The organism is Methylomonas sp. 2BW1-5-20 (assembly GCF_052474515.1).
Map to the genome: position 1 here is coordinate 1,016,479 of NZ_CP184127.1, position 18,682 is coordinate 1,035,160.

Annotated in this window: 14 protein-coding genes and 3 tRNA genes; 15 read left to right on the forward strand and 2 right to left on the reverse strand. The window is 50.9% G+C overall.

Annotation, left to right across the window (positions count from 1 at the left end; all coding sequences use genetic code 11):
• The first annotated feature begins 5 nt into the window (after nt 1-5).
• The 10 genes from rnr to dnaE all read left to right on the forward strand — a co-directional run bounded on the left by rnr (nt 6) and on the right by dnaE (nt 13,182).
• Nucleotides 6-2,330 carry a ribonuclease R gene (gene rnr, locus ACH50O_RS04645; RefSeq protein WP_446810872.1) on the forward strand — a complete coding sequence of 775 codons (2,325 nt, stop codon included), beginning with the start codon at nt 6-8 and terminating at the stop codon, nt 2,328-2,330.
• A complete protein-coding gene (rlmB, locus tag ACH50O_RS04650) occupies nt 2,327-3,070 on the forward strand; it encodes a 23S rRNA (guanosine(2251)-2'-O)-methyltransferase RlmB (protein WP_446810873.1) in 744 nt (247 codons plus the stop codon). The genes rnr and rlmB overlap by 4 nt, the downstream gene beginning before the upstream one ends.
• A 5-nt stretch (nt 3,071-3,075) precedes the next feature.
• Nucleotides 3,076-3,369 carry a c-type cytochrome gene (locus ACH50O_RS04655; RefSeq protein ID WP_446810874.1) on the forward strand — a complete coding sequence of 98 codons (294 nt, stop codon included), beginning with the start codon at nt 3,076-3,078 and terminating at the stop codon, nt 3,367-3,369.
• 26 nt (nt 3,370-3,395) lie between these two features.
• Entirely contained in the window at nt 3,396-4,667 is a 1,272-nt protein-coding gene (locus ACH50O_RS04660; protein WP_446810875.1) for an FCSD flavin-binding domain-containing protein, read from the forward strand.
• A gap of 204 nt (nt 4,668-4,871) precedes the next feature.
• Complete coding sequence (bamA, locus tag ACH50O_RS04665) at nt 4,872-7,208, forward strand: outer membrane protein assembly factor BamA (protein ID WP_446810876.1); 2,337 nt, start codon at nt 4,872-4,874, stop codon at nt 7,206-7,208.
• A gap of 81 nt (nt 7,209-7,289) precedes the next feature.
• A complete protein-coding gene (locus ACH50O_RS04670) occupies nt 7,290-7,790 on the forward strand; it encodes an OmpH family outer membrane protein (RefSeq protein ID WP_446810877.1) in 501 nt (166 codons plus the stop codon).
• A 111-nt stretch (nt 7,791-7,901) separates the two neighbouring features.
• Entirely contained in the window at nt 7,902-8,351 is a 450-nt protein-coding gene (gene fabZ, locus ACH50O_RS04675; protein WP_446810878.1) for a 3-hydroxyacyl-ACP dehydratase FabZ, read from the forward strand.
• Nucleotides 8,352-9,122: an acyl-ACP--UDP-N-acetylglucosamine O-acyltransferase gene (gene lpxA, locus ACH50O_RS04680; protein ID WP_446810879.1), complete on the forward strand. Its 771-nt coding sequence runs from the start codon at nt 8,352-8,354 to the stop codon at nt 9,120-9,122.
• Complete coding sequence (rnhB, locus tag ACH50O_RS04685) at nt 9,097-9,687, forward strand: ribonuclease HII (RefSeq protein ID WP_446810880.1); 591 nt, start codon at nt 9,097-9,099, stop codon at nt 9,685-9,687. The genes lpxA and rnhB overlap by 26 nt, the downstream gene beginning before the upstream one ends.
• A 6-nt stretch (nt 9,688-9,693) precedes the next feature.
• The gene (gene dnaE / locus ACH50O_RS04690) at nt 9,694-13,182 is read left to right on the forward strand and encodes a DNA polymerase III subunit alpha (RefSeq protein WP_446810881.1); all 3,489 of its coding nucleotides are present in this window, start codon (nt 9,694-9,696) and stop codon (nt 13,180-13,182) included.
• A 98-nt stretch (nt 13,183-13,280) separates the two neighbouring features.
• On the opposite strand, the gene ACH50O_RS04695 is transcribed toward dnaE, so the two are convergent.
• Nucleotides 13,281-14,465 carry an OmpA family protein gene (locus ACH50O_RS04695; RefSeq protein ID WP_446810882.1) on the reverse strand — a complete coding sequence of 395 codons (1,185 nt, stop codon included), beginning with the start codon at nt 14,463-14,465 and terminating at the stop codon, nt 13,281-13,283.
• 166 nt (nt 14,466-14,631) lie between these two features.
• Here ACH50O_RS04695 and ACH50O_RS04700 point away from each other — a divergent pair, with 166 nt between their 5' ends.
• The 5 genes from ACH50O_RS04700 to ACH50O_RS04720 all read left to right on the forward strand — a co-directional run bounded on the left by ACH50O_RS04700 (nt 14,632) and on the right by ACH50O_RS04720 (nt 16,845).
• Entirely contained in the window at nt 14,632-15,075 is a 444-nt protein-coding gene (locus ACH50O_RS04700) for a tetratricopeptide repeat protein (RefSeq protein WP_446810883.1), read from the forward strand.
• A 7-nt stretch (nt 15,076-15,082) separates the two neighbouring features.
• Nucleotides 15,083-16,489, forward strand: coding sequence for a glutamate--tRNA ligase (gltX, locus tag ACH50O_RS04705; RefSeq protein ID WP_446810884.1), 1,407 nt, complete (start codon nt 15,083-15,085; stop codon nt 16,487-16,489).
• A gap of 41 nt (nt 16,490-16,530) precedes the next feature.
• Nucleotides 16,531-16,606 (forward strand) — tRNA-Ala (locus tag ACH50O_RS04710).
• A 21-nt stretch (nt 16,607-16,627) separates the two neighbouring features.
• Nucleotides 16,628-16,703 (forward strand) — tRNA-Glu (locus ACH50O_RS04715).
• Between the two features lie 66 nt (nt 16,704-16,769).
• Nucleotides 16,770-16,845, forward strand: a tRNA-Glu gene (locus ACH50O_RS04720).
• A gap of 228 nt (nt 16,846-17,073) precedes the next feature.
• On the opposite strand, the gene ACH50O_RS04725 is transcribed toward ACH50O_RS04720, so the two are convergent.
• Nucleotides 17,074-18,669, reverse strand: coding sequence for a LysM peptidoglycan-binding domain-containing protein (locus tag ACH50O_RS04725; RefSeq protein ID WP_446810885.1), 1,596 nt, complete (start codon nt 18,667-18,669; stop codon nt 17,074-17,076).
• Nucleotides 18,670-18,682 lie beyond the last annotated feature (13 nt).

The window sequence follows — 18,682 nt, forward strand, 5'->3', positions numbered from 1 at the left end:
ATTCAATGACATCAAATTCCGATCAGACTTCTGATTTTTCCGCACTCGTCGATCCCCACGCCCAACGTGAGGCTGAAAAATACGAGAACCCCATCCCCAGCCGCGAGCTGATCCTCCAGCTTATTCAACAAGCCGGCAAGCCGTTAAGGCGCCAACAGATTGCCCAACAATTTTCCCTGGAAACGCCCGATGCATTGGAGGCCTTGCGCCGCAGACTGCGAGCCATGGAACGCGATGGTCAACTAAGCTTCAACAGTCGGCAAAAATATTGCCTGGGCTCGGGTGAAAATACCATTGCCGGGCGAGTGCTGGGGCATCCGGAAGGTTTCGGATTTTTGAAGCCTGACGATGGTAGCGAAGATTTGTTCTTGTCGCCGCGGGAAATGAAACCGCTGATGCCCAATGATCGAGTGATTGCTCGTGTGGCCGGTATCGATAGGCGCGGTCGCCGCGAGGCGGCCGTAATCGAGATTAGCGAGCGCAATACGCATCATGTGGTTGGCCGGTTTTTTACCGAAGGTCGTGTGGCTTATGTGGTGCCCGACAACAAGAAAATCGCCCATGAAGTTTTGATTGCCAAGGAAGACGTCGGCCATGCCAAAAAAGGCCAGATTGTGGTGGCCGAGATCATTCAGCAACCCAGCCAGCATTGCCAGCCCTTGGGCCGCATCACCGAAGTGCTGGGTGCGCATATGGCGCCGGGCATGGAAATCGAAATGGCGATACGCTCGCACGATTTACCCAATCAGTGGCCGGATGCCTTATTGGAAGAAATCAAGACATTAACCCCGCAAGTGCCCGAATCCGCCAAGCAGGGTAGGGAAGATATTCGCAAACTGCCTTTGGTAACCATAGACGGCGAAGACGCCCGCGACTTTGACGATGCCGTCTACGCGCAGAAAACCCCGAAAGGCTGGAAACTGTTGGTAGCGATTGCTGACGTCTCACACTATGTAAAAGTCGATACCGCTCTGGATGCCGAAGCCAAAAATCGTAGTACCTCGGTGTATTTTCCGGAAAAAGTGATACCGATGCTGCCGGAGATACTTTCCAACGGTTTGTGTTCCTTGAACCCGCACGTGGATCGCTTATGCATGGTCTGCGAGTTGCTGATCAACGATGAAGGGAATGTCCTGCGTTCGCGGTTTTTTGAAGCCGTGATGCGCTCTCATGCGCGTTTGACCTATACCGACGTAGCAAAAATGCTGGTAGACGGCGATCAGAAACTGGCAAAAAAATATGCCGCTTTGTTGCCGCATCTACAGACTTTATACGGCTTGTACAAAGTCATGCGCAATCAGCGCGAGTTGCGCGGGGCGATGGATTTCGATACCCAGGAGACCAAGATCGTCTTCGGGCCGGAACGCAAAATCGCTGAGATCGTGCCTTTGCAACGCAACGATGCCCATAAGTTAATCGAAGAATTTATGATCACTGCCAACACGGCAGCCGCGCGGTTTTTGAACAAGAAAAAGATGCCGCGCCTACTGCGGATTCATGATGGACCAGGCCCGGAAAAATTACTGGCGCTGAAAACCTTTCTCGGCGAACTGGGCTTATTTCTAGGCGGTAAGGCTCAACCTACGCCATTGGATTACATGCATCTGCTCGAGTCAGTAAAGGATAGGCCCGATGCGCATTTGATTCAGACCATTTTGCTGCGCTCCATGTCGCAAGCTGTTTACAGCCCGGAAACCAAAGGCCACTTCGGCTTGGCGCTGGATGCCTATGCGCATTTCACCTCGCCGATCCGCCGCTATCCGGATTTGCTGGTGCATCGGGCGATTCGCCATTGTCTGGCCGGCAAATCGGTGGATAGTTTTCATTACACGCATCCCGATATGGTGTTGCTGGGCGAGCATTGTTCGGCGAACGAGCGCCGCGCCGACGACGCCACCCGCGATGTGGTGAGCTGGCTGAAATGCGAATACATGATGGACAAGATCGGCGAAGAGTTCGATGGTGTGATTTCCGCCGTCACCGGTTTCGGGTTTTTCGTCGAATTGCAGTCGATTTATGTGGAAGGCTTGGTGCATATCGCCTCTTTGGTGCAGGACTATTTTGCCTTCGATGCCAGCAAGCATCAGTTGTACGGCGAACGCACCGGCGTGCGCTACCGTTTGGGCGATATGGTGAAGATTCGGGTGGTGCGGGTTAATTTGGACGACAAGAAAATCGATTTTGAGTTGCTACAATCGGGCAAGAAAATCGCTAAAGCCAAGTCTTCGTCAAGTCGCAAAAAAACCGAAGCTGGCGCTAAAGCCGCCAAGTCGGACAAAGATAAAAAAGCCCCAAACAAGCCTAAAGCCAAAAGACGCCGGCGCTCATGAATTTAACCCAATTGTTCGGCATCCACGCGGTACAAGCCGCGCTGGATTATTCCCCGCAGAAAATTCGCCGTGCCTGGGTTGATAGTCAGCGCCAGGATTTGCGTCTAAAGCAAGTGATTGACGATCTCGTCAAGCTTGGCATCGTTCCGGAAAAAACCGAGCGCAAAAAGCTGGAAAAGATGGCCGACGGCAAGAATCATCAAGGCATCGTAGTGGCCGTGGAATTGCCGGCGATGCGCAGCGAAGACCAGCTCAAGCAGGATGTCGAAGCGTTGACCGTCACGCCGTTTTATCTGGTGCTGGATCAGGTGCAAGACCCGCATAATCTTGGCGCTTGTCTACGCACCGCCGACGCGGTGGGTGCCCAAGGGGTGATCGTCACCAAGGACAATGCCGCCGGTATCACGCCGACGGTTTGTAAAGTAGCCAGCGGCGCGGCGGAAACGGTGCCGGTGTATCAGGTCACCAATCTGGCCAGAGTCCTGCGCTGGTTGAAAGAGCAGAACATCTGGATCATGGGCGCTGCCGGCGAAGCCGAACAAACCGTGTTTCAGATGAAACTGGATATGCCCTTGGCGGTGGTGATGGGCACGGAAGGTACCGGCATGCGCCATTTAACCCGCCAGCATTGTGATTTTTTGGTGAAAATCCCGATGGCCGGGCAGGTGGAAAGCCTGAACGTATCGGTGGCGGCTGGCGTATTGTTGTACGAAGTGTTTCGGCAGAAACTGCTTGCTTAAACGGCATGAAACGGATTTGCTATGCTACGGTCCTGGTTGCCGGTTCGTTAAGCTCAATTGTACATGCCGAAATCGATGCGCGAGCGATTGCCTTTAACTGCCGGAATTGTCACACCGAGTCGAGCTTGGATCCCAAAAGCTCAATCTCTTCTCTAAAAAATGTATCTGCACAACAGATCCGGCAAGCCTTGCTGGATTTTAAATATGACAGAAAGCCCGCCACATTGATGCCGCGTCTTGCCAAAGGCTATAGCGACGAAGAATTGGCGGCGGTTGCCGAATATTTGAGTCGCAAGTGATGGCCGGTTTATCCAGGAGACGCTTTTTGCAAGGCCTTGCCGGCTTGGGAGCCGGCGTCCTTAGCGGCTGCGCCGGCTTGACGATTAGAGAAGGTTCTAAAGCTCATGTGGTGGTAGTCGGCGGCGGTTTCGGCGGCGCGACGGCGGCGAAATATCTGCGTTTGCTGGATGCGAATATTCAAGTCACGCTGATCGAACCCAAAGCCAAATACATAACCTGTCCCGGCAGCAATTGGCTGTTTGCCGGATTGAGCAATCTGGACCAATTGACGGTCGATTATCAGTCTTTGCAAGACAGGTATGGAGTCAAGCTGTTAGTCGATAGTGTCAGTAGTCTGGACGCTGCGCAACGGCGTTTGCGCTTGGCCGACGGGCGAAGCGTTAGCTATGACAGGCTAATCTTGTCGCCCGGCATCGATTTTCGTTGGGATGCGATTGCCGGTTACGATCAGTCTGCCGCAGAGCAATTTCCGCATGCCTGGCAGGCCGGTCCGCAAACCACACTGTTAGCGCGGCAGTTGCAGGAAATGCCGGATGGCGGGGTGGTGTTGATGGCGGTGCCGGCCGATCCTTATCGATGCCCTCCCGGTCCTTACGAACGAGCGAGTATGATGGCTTATTGGCTAAGGCAGCATAAACCGCGTTCGAAAATACTCATTCTCGATGCCAAGCGCAGCTTTTCCAAACAAGCCCTGTTCGAAGCCGGCTGGACAAAACATTACGGTTTCGGCACCACTAATAGTCTGATCGAATGGCATAGTCTGGCGGATAATCCCTTGCTCGAATTGAACCAGCAGAGCAGGGTGCTGACCAGCGAGTTCGGCGACCACTTCCACGGTGATGTGTTGAATATCATTCCGCCGCAAACAGCGGCCGGTATTGCGGTTCGGAGCGGGTTGGCCGATGCCTCCGGCTGGTGTCCGGTGCAACTGCTGACCGGGAGATCTCTGTTCGACGAGTTTATTCACGTCATCGGCGACGCCGCGAACTATGCGCCTATTCCCAAATCCGCCTTTGCCGCTAACTCCGAGGCTAAGGCCTGCGCGTTGGCGGTGACGAGTCTGATCAATCAGAAGCCTGTCGCGGAACCGCATTGGTTGAATACCTGTTATAGCCTGATCGCCCCTGAACACGGGATTTCCGTGGCCGGCGTTTATAAACTGGATGCCGCTGCCGCGATTACGACGGTAAAAGGAGCTGGTGGTGTCAGTGTGCGCGCAGACGTCGAAGCGGCGGCTTTGGAAGCGGATTACGCGCGTACGGTTTATCGGAGCTTGGTTGCCGACACATTTCGCTGAACCGGCGTTTTTATCCAAAGACAATTTAATTCAATAGTTTGTGTTGTTTTTTTGTAATTTTTTTTGAATTGTTTTTCTTTGCAATTGAAACTGAATAAGAAAGCAATTTTTCGGCCAGAATTTACGAGTATTTACCATTGAAGGCGCGGGAATCCGAAAACTGCGTGTTACAATCGCGCCTGTTCATTTTCCATGGTTGACTGCGTGAAGAAAAAACCGCTATTACAAATACTGTTGCTGAGTATGCTGTCCGGCAAGGCCGCTCATGCAAGCAGCTTTGTAGTTGAGGATATTCAGGTCAAGGGATTACAAAGAATTTCCGCTGGTACCGTTTACAACTATTTACCGGTTAACGTCGGCGAAACCTTTTCCGACGATAAACAAGCCGCGGCTATCAGAGCCTTATTCAACACCGGTTTTTTCAAAGACATATCGCTGGAACGCGATGGCGGCACCTTGGTGGTGAATGTTGTGGAGCGGCCTTCCGTTGCCAAGGTTGTCATTGAGGGCAACAAGGACATTAAAAAGGAAGATTTGACTGAGGCTTTGAAAAAAATCGGCTTGGCGGAAGGCAAGGTTTACAACAAACAAATCTTGGATAAAGTCGAACAAGAGCTACGCCGGCAATATTTCAGCCACGGTAAATACGGCCTGAAAATCAAGACTGAAGTGTCCGAGTTGACTCGTAACCGGGTGGCGATTCGTATCGATATTTCCGAAGGCCGTGTCGCCAAAATCAAGCAGATCAATATCGTGGGTACTAAGTCGTTTGCCAACGATGTGTTGCGGAAAGAGTTTGAATTAAGCACCACCAATTTCCTGTCTTTTTATTCCAAAGACGACCAGTATTCCAAGCAAAAACTGTCAGCCGATCTGGAGAAGTTGCGCTCGTATTATCTGGATCGCGGTTATATTAATTTTTCCATTGAATCTACCCAGGTCGATATTACGGCGGACAAAAAAGAAATTTACATCACCATCAACGTCAAGGAAGGCGATGTTTACATGTTGGATAAGGTCAAGCTGTCGGGCGAATTGATTGTGCCGCCGGAAGAATTAATCAAACTGGTCAAGGTTGGGCCGGGGGAAATTTTCTCGCGGAAGAACGCCACGGAAACCTCTAAAGCCATATCCGATAGATTGGGAGACGAAGGCTATACCTTTGCTAATGTTAATATGGTGCCGGAGATCAACGAGCCGCAAAAAACCGTGGCGATGACTTTTTTTGTCGACCCTGGTAAGCGCGTTTACGTGCGGCGGATTAATATTAAAGGCAATACCAAGACCCGCGATGAAGTTATCCGTCGGGAAGCCCGGCAAATGGAGTCCAGTTGGGCCGCCAGCAGCAAGATAGAGCGCACTAAAACCCGTTTGGATAGATTGGGTTATTTTGAGGAGGTGGGTGTGGAAACGCCGCCTGTAGTGGGCTCGGCCGACCAAATCGACGTAAATTACACGATCAAGGAAAAAGCCTCCGGTAACTTGCAGGCCGGGGTCGGTTATTCCCAGGTGCAAGGCATCATTTTCAATGCCAACGTCTCGCAAGATAATATCTTTGGTACCGGCAAGCGGCTCGACTTCGCGTTCAACAACAGTAGTATTTTGACCCGGTACAATTTGGGTTTTTCCGATCCGTACTATACGCTGGACGGTGTGGCACTGGGTTATAACCTTGGTTATACCTCGCGTAACGCCTACGCGGCTAACTTGGCTGCTTACAATACGACTATTACGAATGCCGGCATCAATTTCGGTATTCCGCTGAACGAGTTTGACAGAATTGGTTTTGATATCGATTTGAAACGCACCGAGATCGAAAATACCACTTTATCGTCAGATACGATTCTGAAGTTCTTAGGGTTTAAGAAAGGGGACGACGTTTCGGCTATTAGATCCAAAAGTTTCGATACGCTGTCAACATCCGCCGGCTGGACCCACGATACTTTGGATAGAGCGACTTTTGCCCACAGTGGCGGTCAACAACGGCTTTCGGGTTTGATTACGGTTCCCGGCAGCGATTTAGAATATTTCAAAATAGGCTATAAGCATCAGCATTATTTTCCGCTGTCCAACGATTTCACCTTCCGCTTGTTGGGCGAGGTGGCACATGGCGGTGGCTACGGTGGCAGTTCCGGTTTGCCGTTTTTTGAAAACTATTTTGCGGGCGGTACGGGCGACGTACGTGGTTTTATGCAGAATACCCTGGGCGTCATTGACACCAACGATATTAACTCCGCCAATACCTACAACCGTCCTATCGGCGGTTCCACAAAGATGATTGGTAAGGCGGAACTGTTCTTCCCTGTGCCGTTTTTAAGCGATGTGAAATCGGTGCGTATCGGTTCTTTCGTCGATGCTGGTACTCTGGCTCCCGGTCTGAGTACCGGTGACTTGCGCAAATATTTCCGCTATTCGGTCGGTTTGTCGGGGGAATGGTTGTCGCCATTTGGCGCGCTGGCGGTCAGTGTTGCCCAGCCGCTGAACTCGGAGAGCACCGACAGAACTCAGGCATTCCAGTTTACCTTCGGCTCGGGATTTTAGTTTAGTTTGCGGCCGATTTGCCCTATAATCGCCACTGCGTTCTGTCTTAAACTCAAAAATTAACCGGAGATGGTTTTGACCATGAAAAATAGAATTTCGTTGTTTCTAATGCTGATGATGATTGCTGGAGTAAGTCACGCCGAACTAAAAATCGGTTTTGTCAATGTGGCCAAAGTTTTGGAAAAAGCGCCGCAAGCAGCAAAAGCAAAAACTCGCCTGGAAACTGAATTTTCACCAAGAGACAAAGCGCTGGTTTCTCAACAAAAAGAAATCAAAACACTGGAAGACAAATTGGGCAGGGATTCGGCCGTAATGGGCGAAGAAGAGCGTCATAGAATCGAGAAGGACATTCTGGATAAAAAACGCGATGCAGCTCGTGCTCAACAGGAATTCAGCGAAGATTTCAACATGCGCAGAAACGAAGAGTTGGGTAATTTGCAAAAACGAATCGTGGAAGCGGTGCGAGCGCTAGCTAAAGAAGAGTCGTTCGACTTGCTGCTGACCGACGGCGTTATTTATGCCAACGATCAAATCGATGTCACCAGTCGCGTTCAGCAAAAACTGGAAACATTGTCGCAATAAAGTCCTCTCGATGCTTTCCGGTTCCGCTCGGAAGGTAGTCATTGTTTCACAAGCAGGGAAGTTTGGTTAGTACGAAGCTTCCCGCTTTCTATTCCCCTCAAGTATACATTCATGGCTGGAACACTCGATATTTTACAAATTCAGGAACTCTTGCCGCACCGCTATCCTTTTCTGCTGGTTGACAAGGTGCTTGAATGCGAAGCTGGCGTGCGTCTGTTGGGCGTGAAAAACGTCACTTTTAATGAGCCGTTCTTTCAAGGCCATTTCCCGCACAAACCGATTTTTCCCGGTGTATTAATTATGGAGGCTTTGGCGCAAGCCACCGCATTGTTGACATCGCAGAGCGACGATAGGCTGGGCAAAGGTACAACGTATTACTTGGCTGGCATCGACAATGCCCGTTTCAAAAGACAAGTGGTTCCGGGCGATCAATTACACCTGGAAGTTACTTATATCAAGCACAAACGGCACTTATGGTCGTTTGACTGCCGCGCGGAAGTGGACGGCGAATTGGCCGCTAGTGCGCAAATCATGTGCGCAGCCGCTGCTGCAGAGGCTTAGATGATAGATCCCAGAGCGGTTGTTCATATTAATGCCGAATTAGCCGAAGACGTTAAAGTCGGGCCATTTTCGGTAATTGGTCCCGATGTGCAAATCGATTCCGGCACCGAGATTGGCCCGCATGTGGTGATCAAAGGACCCACGGCAATCGGTAAGGACAACACGATTTATCAATTCACCTCAATCGGCGAGGACCCGCAAGACAAGAAGTACGCCGACGAAATCACCCGCTTGGAAATTGGCGACCGCAATGTGATTCGCGAGTTTTGCACTATGCATCGCGGCACGCAGCAAGATCAGGGTTTGACTTTGATAGGTAGCGATAATTTGTTCATGGCCTATACCCATGTCGCTCACGATTGCGTGATCGGCGATCATGTGATCATGGCTAACGGCGCCTCTATTGCCGGTCATGTGCATCTCGGCGATCATGCCATTTTGGGTGGTTTTACCTTGGTGCATCAGTTTACTCAAATCGGCGAATACAGCTTTTCTGCCATGGGTAGTGCAATCACTCAAGACATTCCGCCGTACGTGATGGTAGGCGGTAGACCGACTCGGCCGCACGGTATCAACTCGGTCGGTATGGAGCGCAATGGCGTGCCGCCGGAAGTGATTCGGCAGATTCGCAAAGCCTACAAAATCCTCTACAAAAACAATCTGCGTCTGGAAGACGCTATCGAAGAAATGGAAGATATGGCCGGCGAAAGCAATGAACTTTCCAATATGGTCAGCTTTCTACGCAATGTCACGCGCGGCATCCTCCGATAACGCCCTACGCATAGCCGGTATCGACGAAGTTGGCCGTGGCTGCATAGTCGGTCCGGTGGTAGCGGCGGCGGTGATTCTCGATTTCGCCAAGCCTATTGCCGGATTGACCGACTCTAAAAAGCTCAGCGAAAAGAAACGCAAGCTACTTGCCGAACAGATCAAGGCCAATGCCTTGTGTTGGGTCGTTGCGCGCGCCGAAGCCAGTGAAATAGACCGTATTAACATTCTGCAAGCGACGATGGTGGCAATGCAACGGGCCGTGTCGCAACTGGCTTACCGCCCGGATTGGGTAAAGGTGGATGGCAATCGCTTGCCGACGCTGGATATGCCGGGCGAAGCAATTGTGCAAGGTGATTTATTGGTCGAGGAAATTTCCGCCGCTTCGATATTAGCCAAAGTCGCGCGCGACGAGGAAATGCAGACGTTGGATAGGCTGTATCCCGGTTATTGCTTCGCGGTCCACAAAGGCTATCCAACAGCGCAGCATCTGGCCGCTCTGCAACAATTCGGCATTACTCCGCAACATCGAAAATCGTTTGCTCCCGTTAAAAAGTATCTTGCTTAAACAGCCATGACGCCGAGTTTCGTTCATCTTCGTATTCATACTGAGTTTTCCCTGGTTGACGGTATCGTCAGGATCAAGCCCTTGGTGAAGAAACTGGCTGAGTATGTCATGCCAGCCGCTGCAATTACCGAACAGAGCAATTTGTTCTCACTGGTTAAATTCTATAAAGCCGCGCAAGGGGCCGGCATCAAACCGTTGATCGGCGCCGATGTGCTGATCTTCAATCCCGACGAGCCGGCCTCGCCGTTTCGCTTAACCATGCTGGCGCGCAATAAAAAAGGCTATGTGACCTTGACCGAGCTGATTTCCCGGGGTTACCAGGAAGGTCAGCATCAAGGTATTCCTATGTTGCAGAAGGAATGGATAGCCGAAAATCACGAGGGTCTGATCGTTTTGTCGGGCGCGATGGACGGCGATATTGGGCAAGCCTTATTGGCGGAAAACACCGAGCAAGCCAAATTGTGCGCAGAATACTGGATGCAATTGTTCGAAAACAGTTTTTATCTAGAGTTGCAGCGGGTCGGCAAGACAGATGAGGAGCGCTATATCAAGTTGGCGGCGGATTTGGCAACTGAGTTGGATTTGCCGGTGGTAGCAACCAATGATGTGCGTTTTATCGGCAGGAACGATTTCGACGCGCATGAAGTGCGGGTTTGCATTCATCAAGGCCGGGTGTTGGACGATAGCCGCCGGCCGAAAAACTATACCGCTCAGCAATATTTGCGGACTGCCGAAGAAATGGCCGAATTGTTCGCCGATATTCCGGAGGCCTTGGCCAATAGCGTGGAAATTGCCAAACGCTGCAATGTCGAGCTGACGCTGGGCGAAAACTATTTGCCCGATTTTCCGGTTCCAGAGGGTATGACCCTGGACGATTATTTCAAGCAGGCCTCCCGTCAAGGGCTTGAGGAGCGCTTGATCCAATATCCGCCGGTAGGCAAGGGCTGTTTTGAGGAAAACCGCAAAGTCTATGACGAGCGCTTGGAAGTCGAGCTGAGTGTGATTACTCAAATGGGTTTTCCCGGCTATTTCATGATCGTCGCGGACTTTATACAGTGGGCCAAGAATAATGCAATACCGGTGGGTCCGGGGCGGGGCTCCGGAGCCGGTTCCCTGGTGGCTTATGCGCTGAAGATTACCGACCTCGATCCTATCGAATTCGATTTGCTGTTCGAGCGATTTTTGAATCCGGAGCGGGTATCCATGCCCGATTTCGATATCGACTTTTGCATGGAGCGCCGTGACGAGGTTATCGATTACGTGGCTCGGCATTATGGCCGCGATCACGTATCACAGATCATCACCTATGGCTCGATGGCCGCCAAGGCGGTTATTCGCGACGTCGGCAGGGTTATGGGGCATGCTTATGGTTTCGTGGACAGGCTGGCAAAATTGATTCCATTTGAGATCGGTATGACCCTGGATAAGGCCCTGCAAGACAGTGCCGAGTTGAAGGCTTTGTACGATTCCGAGGAAGAGGTCAAATCGTTGATCGACATGGCGCGTTCGCTGGAAGGGATTTCCCGTAACGCCGGCAAGCACGCCGGCGGCGTGGTGATTTCACCGACCAAGCTCACCGATTTCAGCCCATTGTATTGCGAGCAGGGCGGCGGCAATCTGGTGACGCAGTTTGATAAGGACGATGTCGAAGCAGTTGGCTTGGTCAAATTCGACTTCCTGGGTTTGCGGACTCTGACGATTATCGATTGGGCGCTGCAAACCATTAATCGCCAGCGCGCGCAGCGCGGTGAAGAGCCGGTGGATATTACCCAGATTCCGCGCGACGACCTGCCAAGCTATGAATTATTGAAGAATGCCCAGACCACCGCCGTGTTTCAGCTGGAGTCGCGGGGCATGAAGGAGTTGATCAAAAAACTGAAGCCGGATTGCTTTGACGACATTATCGCGTTGGTAGCTTTGTTCCGTCCCGGACCATTGGAGTCGGGGATGGTGGACGACTACATCAACGTCAAGCACGGCGCCAAGGCTGAATACGCGCATCCGCTTTTGGAACCCATCCTCAAGCCCACCAATGGGGTTATTCTGTATCAGGAACAGGTGATGCAGATCGCCCGGGAATTAGCCAGTTATACCCTGGGTGGTGCCGATATGTTGCGGCGGGCGATGGGTAAGAAAAAGCCGGAGGAAATGGCCAAGGAACGGGAAAAATTTATGTCGGGTGCGGTAGCAAATCAAATCAATGCTTCGATTGCGACTTATGTTTTTGACTTGATGGAGAAGTTCGCCGGCTACGGTTTCAACAAATCGCATTCGGCGGCCTATGCTCTGGTAGCCTATCAGACTGCTTGGCTGAAGGCGCATTTTCCGGCTGCGTTCATGGCGGCGGTAATGTCGTCGGATATGGATAACACCGACAAAGTGGTGGTGTTGATCGACGAATGCCGGGAAATGAAACTGGAGATCTGTCCGCCGGACATTAATATTTCCGACTTCCGCTTCACCGTAAACGACAAAGGGCAGATCGTTTACGGTATCGGCGCCATCAAGGGGGTCGGCGAAAACGCGATTGACGATTTACTGAAAGAACGGGCCGTCAACGGATTGTTTGCCGGTTTGTACGATCTCTGCAAGCGCGTCGATTTGCGTAAGGTCAACCGCCGAGTTTTGGAAGCGCTGATCAGGGCAGGGGCCCTGGATAGCATCGATCCTAATCGCGCCGCGCATTTGGCCGAACTGACGACGGCGCTAAGGGTTGCCGAACAGCATGGAAAAATGGCGCTGGCTGGCCAAAACGATCTATTTGGTCTGGCAGTACAGGTGGAAGTCAGCGATGGCGAGGCGGAAGCCTATTCCACGGTGGTCGAGCCTTGGACCGAAAAAGAAAAGCTGGAAGCGGAAAAGCAGACTTTGGGCCTATTTCTGACGGGGCATCCCATTGCCGAGTATCTGCCAGAATTGAAACATATCACCCATGGCTCGCTAGCCAGTCTGGAAGTCGATGCCGGGCGCTCCAAGGGTAAAATGGAAGGGCGGGTTGCTGGTTTGGTCGTGGAAATGCGCACCCGGCAAACCAAGCAGGGCAAGATGATGGGATTTGCGACGCTGGACGACCGTACCGGCCGATTGGAAGTGGCGGCGTTCAGCGGAATTTTCGATAAGTACCGGAACTTACTGGCGAAGGATACTTTGCTGGTCGCGGAAGGTTCGCTGGCGATGGACGACTTTACCAATAGCCTGCGCATGACTGCCGAAAAGCTTTATAGCATGGAGCAGGCGCGGGAAATGTTTGCCAGGGCTATTGTGTTGCATTGGGATAGTAGGCAATGGCCGGCTGAGCGCTGTTTTGTCGAAGAGTTGGCGGATGTATTAAGGCCGTTTTGCGGCGGACTTTGTCCTATCAGCATTGAATTTGCTAGAGCCGAGGCCAAAGCCAATCTGCAATTGGGAGACGAATGGCGAGTACATCCCGGCGACGATTTATTAACGCGCTTAAGACGCTTATTGTCGTTCGAGGCTGTTCAGGTTAGGTATTGAACCACGTAACGGTAAAGTTGCAGGTATAAAAAAGGGAGGCCAACACCTCCCTTTTTTCTTGCAGGGCGGGTTTTGCAACCCGCCCGATCTATTAGCGATTACTTGTCGGTACGTTTGTAGTTTACGCGACGGTTGTAAGCGCGGCCTTCATCGGTTTCGTTGGTGTCGACCGGTTGTGATTCGCCAAAACCGGCTGTAGTCAGGCGTTTGCCATCAACGCCCAGTTTAATCAACTCGTTCTTGACGGCGTTAGCTCTACGTTGCGACAGTTTTTCGTTGTACGCATCGGTACCGTAACTGTCGGTATGGCCTTGAATCTCGACGGTCAAACCTGGGTTCAATTTCATTACCTCGACCGCATTTTGAATCAATGGCTCGTATTTGGATTTGACTTTATCGCTGTCGAAATCGAACAACACGCCATGGAACGCCCAGCAACCGTCTTTATCGACGATGGCGCCTTTTGGGGTGTCAGGGCATTTGTCAGCGCAGTTACTAACCCCATCTTTGTCGTCATCGAGTGTTGAACAATCCGAGACCTTCGGTGTGCCGGCTTTCAGGAACACGTTTTTAACGAAATCGTTCATGCCTTTGGCGCTGGAAATAGCATCGGCAGTGGTCGAAAATCCACAACCGGATGCGTCAGCAATGCTTTGCAATGTGGCTTGGCCTGCGACATCTTCGTCATTGCCGACCCAGACTGTGTAGATGCAAAGTTTATCGCCGTATTGCGCTTTTAATGCCTCGGCGGTAGGCGTTGGCGAGCTTTCTTCAACACCATCACTTAACACGATCAGAGCGATATTGCCGGAGGCGGAAGTCAGATCGGTGCCGCTTGCTTGTAGCGCATCAGCCAATGGCGTGCCGCCGCTGGAGCATTGCAGTGACGTAATCGCACCATCAAATCCGGCTTGACTATAGGTTTGTACTGCTTGGTTCAATTTGGTAGCGCTCCAGCCCAGGCAAGGGCCGAAGCCGAAGCTGCGCAAGCCGGATTGCAAAGGGATAGACGGAATGGTTTTGTTGAATTTGTTCAACAAGTTTTTTTCGACATCGAGTTTGGTGCCGCTGTATTCGGCAGAGTTAACATAGGTACGACTCATCGATGAAGAAGAATCGTTTACTACCAAAAAGCTGTTGGTTTTTTGAACTAATTTTCCGGATTTGACCAGTGCATTCAGATCTTCCGGCTGGAAGGCCTGGAAGTTATTGCTTGACTGGGTAGCGCAGCCTGATAATAGGGCGCCCGCCAAGGTGGCCGTGAATAATAGGTTTCTTTTCATGCTTGGAGTCTCCTGATTGTTATTCTGTAGCGGCAAGGCCGAGTGAGTTGCCTTGGTGTTGCTAGTCTAACATCAATCCCTTATTTTTAAATAGTGCGTTCATCTTCCGGGAGCGGCGTGAAATAATGCCCGTTCGTTTTTATCGTAGGCTTTCTTGGGGAATTTAATGTACAAGATTTTAGTTTTCTGTTTGCTGTGTTTACAGCTCAATCTGGTCTGGGCGGGAGGCATAAAAGAATTGGCCGAGCGCGGCGATGCGCAGGCGCAAGCTAAGTTGGCATCTCAGTATCTGCTCGGCCGGGATGGGATCGAAAAGGACGAGAAAAAGGCCGCGGAATGGATGGAAAAAGCCGCTAATCAAGGGTTGATCGACGCGCAAGTAGCGATAGCAGCCATGTATGACAGGGGCCTGGGGGTAACGGCGGATAGAGACAAATCTACCCACTGGTATGAAAAGGCCGCTGCGCAAGGTCACGGTACATCCTTAGCCATTCTAGGCAAAAACGATGCCGCCAAAGGCAGTGTGCAATTTAATTATCAGGCGATGCGGTTAAATGCGTCGCGGTCTATCCCCGGCGAATATGCCAAGAAATTTTTAACAACTAAGTAATTTAACGATGAGTATTAGAACCCGATTTGCCCCAAGTCCCACCGGTTATTTACATGTCGGCGGCGCGAGAACCGCTTTGTTTTCCTGGTTATACGCCCGCAAGCACGGCGGACGGTTTATTTTGCGGATTGAGGACACCGACTTGGAGCGCTCCAGTCAAGAATCCGTTAATGCGATTCTGGAGGGTATGACTTGGTTAGGTTTGGAGTATGACGAGGGACCGTTTTATCAGACGCATCGCTTCGATCGTTATAAAGAAGTAATTCAGCAATTGCTTGCACAGGGCGATGCTTATTATTGCTACTGCAGTCGCGACGAGTTGGAGTTGTTGCGCGAACAGCAAATGGCCAACAAGGAAAAGCCGCGTTACAACGGTAAGTGTAGGCATGGTGTCGAAAATCCGCAGGGAGAGAGGGTCGTACGTTTTAAGAATCCGGAGGCGGGCGAGGTGGTTATAGACGATTTGGTGAAAGGACGTATCGTCGTCGCCAACAAGGAGCTGGATGACCTGATTATTGCCCGTTCCGACGGTACGCCGACCTATAACCTGACGGTAGTAGTCGACGATATGGATATGGGGGTTACTCATGTAATACGCGGTGACGATCATGTCAATAACACGCCCAGGCAGATTAATATTCTGAAAGCTTTGGGCGCGCAATTGCCGGTGTATGCACACGTGCCGATGATTTTAGGTTCGGATGGCGCGCGCTTGTCCAAACGCCATGGTGCGGTCAGTGTAATGCAATATCGCAATGACGGTTATTTGCCCGAAGCCTTATTGAATTATCTGGTGCGCTTGGGGTGGTCGCACGGCGATCAGGAATTGTTTTCCTTGGAAGAGATGGTGGCGCTGTTCGAGCTGGAAAAAGTTAATGTTTCCGCATCCACGTTCAATACCGAGAAATTGCTGTGGTTGAATCATCAATACATCATGAATAGCGATCCGGCGCATGTTGGCAGGCATTTGGCTTGGCACATGGGGGAGCGCGGCATTGATCCGACAACCGGACCGGCATTGGCGGATGTCGTTAAAGCGCAGCGCGAACGTTGTAAAACGCTGGTGGATATGGCTGCTGAAAGTGAATATTTTTATAAAGAGTTTGACGCCTATGACGAGAAAGCCAGCAAGAAAAATTTTAAGCCGGGCGTAGACGCCGTGCTGCAGCATTTGGCGGAGCAATTCGGCGCAGTTGGTGACTGGGAAGCAGCCGGTCTACATCAAGTTGTGTTGGATAGCGCCGAGCATATGCAGCTCAATTTGGGTAAGGTTGCGCAGCCTTTGCGCGTGGCCGTTTGTGGCAGCGGTGTGTCGCCGGCTATCGATATTACGTTGGCTTTATTGGGCAAAGAAAAAACCCTGCAACGAATAGAGCGAGCTATTCAATACATAAAGAATTTAGAAAACTCCTAGACAAAGTTCAGAATATCCGTATAATACGAGGACTCAACTACGGGGCCATAGCTCAGCTGGGAGAGCGCTTGCATGGCATGCAAGAGGTCAGGAGTTCGATCCTCCTTGGCTCCACCAAATTAGTTGATTTAGTCCTTAGTCCCCATCGTCTAGTGGCCTAGGACACCGCCCTTTCACGGCGGTAACCGGGGTTCGAACCCCCGTGGGGACGCCAATATGGCTAAGCCGGTTCTTCCGGCAATTCGTAAAAGTAGCAGTTCATTTCTGCAAACAGTCCTTAGTCCCCATCGTCTAGTGGCCTAGGACACCGCCCTTTCACGGCGGTAACCGGGGTTCGAACCCCCGTGGGGACGCCAATTTTTCAGCTTGCATATCAAGCTGATATGCAAGCTGAAAAATCTAATCGTTGTTTCAATCGCTTTTTTCGACGAACTCTTTGAGTATCTTGATGCAAGGTATTTGTTGTGGCCGATAGGAATTTCAGTTTGGCCGGATGAGTTGCCTCTATAAGGCTAACTATACAAACCTAAGCCACTTGGCTTAGGTTTGTATCGGTTTTGAGCGAATGCTTGTCGCAGGTGGCTTTAAGTTGACGGATGGCCGGCTTCAATCATCACTTTCAATTTTGAGCCGGGTTTGATGTCTGCCTTGTTTTTGGGGACATTATTCCATTTGCGCAATTCGGTGACGTTGACATTAAACTTCTTTGAAATTTGCGCCAATGTGTCGCCGGTTTTGACTGTGTAACTGATTTGTTTGATGGCCGGCGCCGTCGACGCGACGGTTATGTTGCCACTGGTCTTCTTAATGGTAAGTTTTTGACCGGGTTTCAGCGCGGCTTTTTTAGGTAACTTATTCCAATTCAGAATGTCGTCCTTGTCCACGGCAAAGCGTTGCGAAACCTCCCATAAAGTATCGCCCTTTTTAACGGTATATAGCTGTTTAGCTGATTGAGACGGTATCGGGACCGATTGCGGCGCGGACGATGCTGCAGTCGCTGTGGACTCGCCTTTTTGCGATTGATAGGAGACTGGGATTAGCAGGATTTTACCTTGAGCGACTGTCTCCTCTTCGAGGTGATTGACATTGATAATCTCTTCGACAGTGGTGCTATGTCTGCTGGCTATGCTTTTCAGCGTCTCTTTCTTGCCGACGGTGTGATGTTCCCATTTGATTCTTTCTTCATGCGGCAATTCTGCCAATTTTTCTTTGAAGGAATCGGCTTTGTCCACCGGGATTAATAAATGTTGGGCACCGTTTGGATCGGTACTCCAGCGGTTATAACCGGGGTTGAGTTTTAAGAAGTGGTCCAGAGGCGTCTGCGCCATTTCGGCTGCTTTGCCCAAGTCAAGCTGTGATTTTACATCGACCAATTCGAAATAGGGCTGGTTGGCGAATTGATGTAGGTTGACATTGTATCGTTCCGGATTAGCGAAAATCTTGGCTATTGCCAGTAACCTGGGGACGTAAGCCGAGGTTTCGTTATTCAGATCCAGCGACCAAAAATCGGTAGGCTGACCGCGTTCGACATTTCTGTCTACCGCGTTTTTAATGTTGCCTTTGCCGGCGTTATAAGATGCCAGGGCTAATAACCAATCGTTATTGAAAGTCTCGCTCAGTTCTTTTAGAAAAGTAGTGGCCGCTTGGGTGGATTGCACTACGTCGCGGCGCGCGTCATACCAGCTATTTTGTTTTAAACCGTAAAGGCGGCCCGTTGGGGGAATGAATTGCCAAAGGCCCGAAGCTTGGGCCGGAGACATTGCGTCCGGCCGAAAAGCGCTTTCGACGGCAGGAAGTAAGGCCAGTTCGCCGGGAATGTTTTTGGCTTCTATTTCATTCAGAATGAAATATAAATACGGCTCGGCGCGCTGCTGGACTCTTGTCAAATATTCCGGATTTTTCAGATACCAGTTTACTTCGCGGTCGATTCTGGCATTATCGATTTCCGGTAAGGCGTATAGGGATAGCATCCTGTCCCAAATGGTAGTGTGTTCTTTTGCTTCAGCCTGCTTTTTGCTGTGGTTACCGCTGTTGCTATTGCGGGTAAATACGGAAAACTTGCTATTTGACGATTGGGTTAAATGGTCTTTCTGAGCCTGTTGGCTACAACCGGTTACCAGCAGAATAGGCAGTAGATAAGACAGATGACGGCCTGATTTTTTGGAAATTGAGCGGGGCATTGTCTGAACTCGC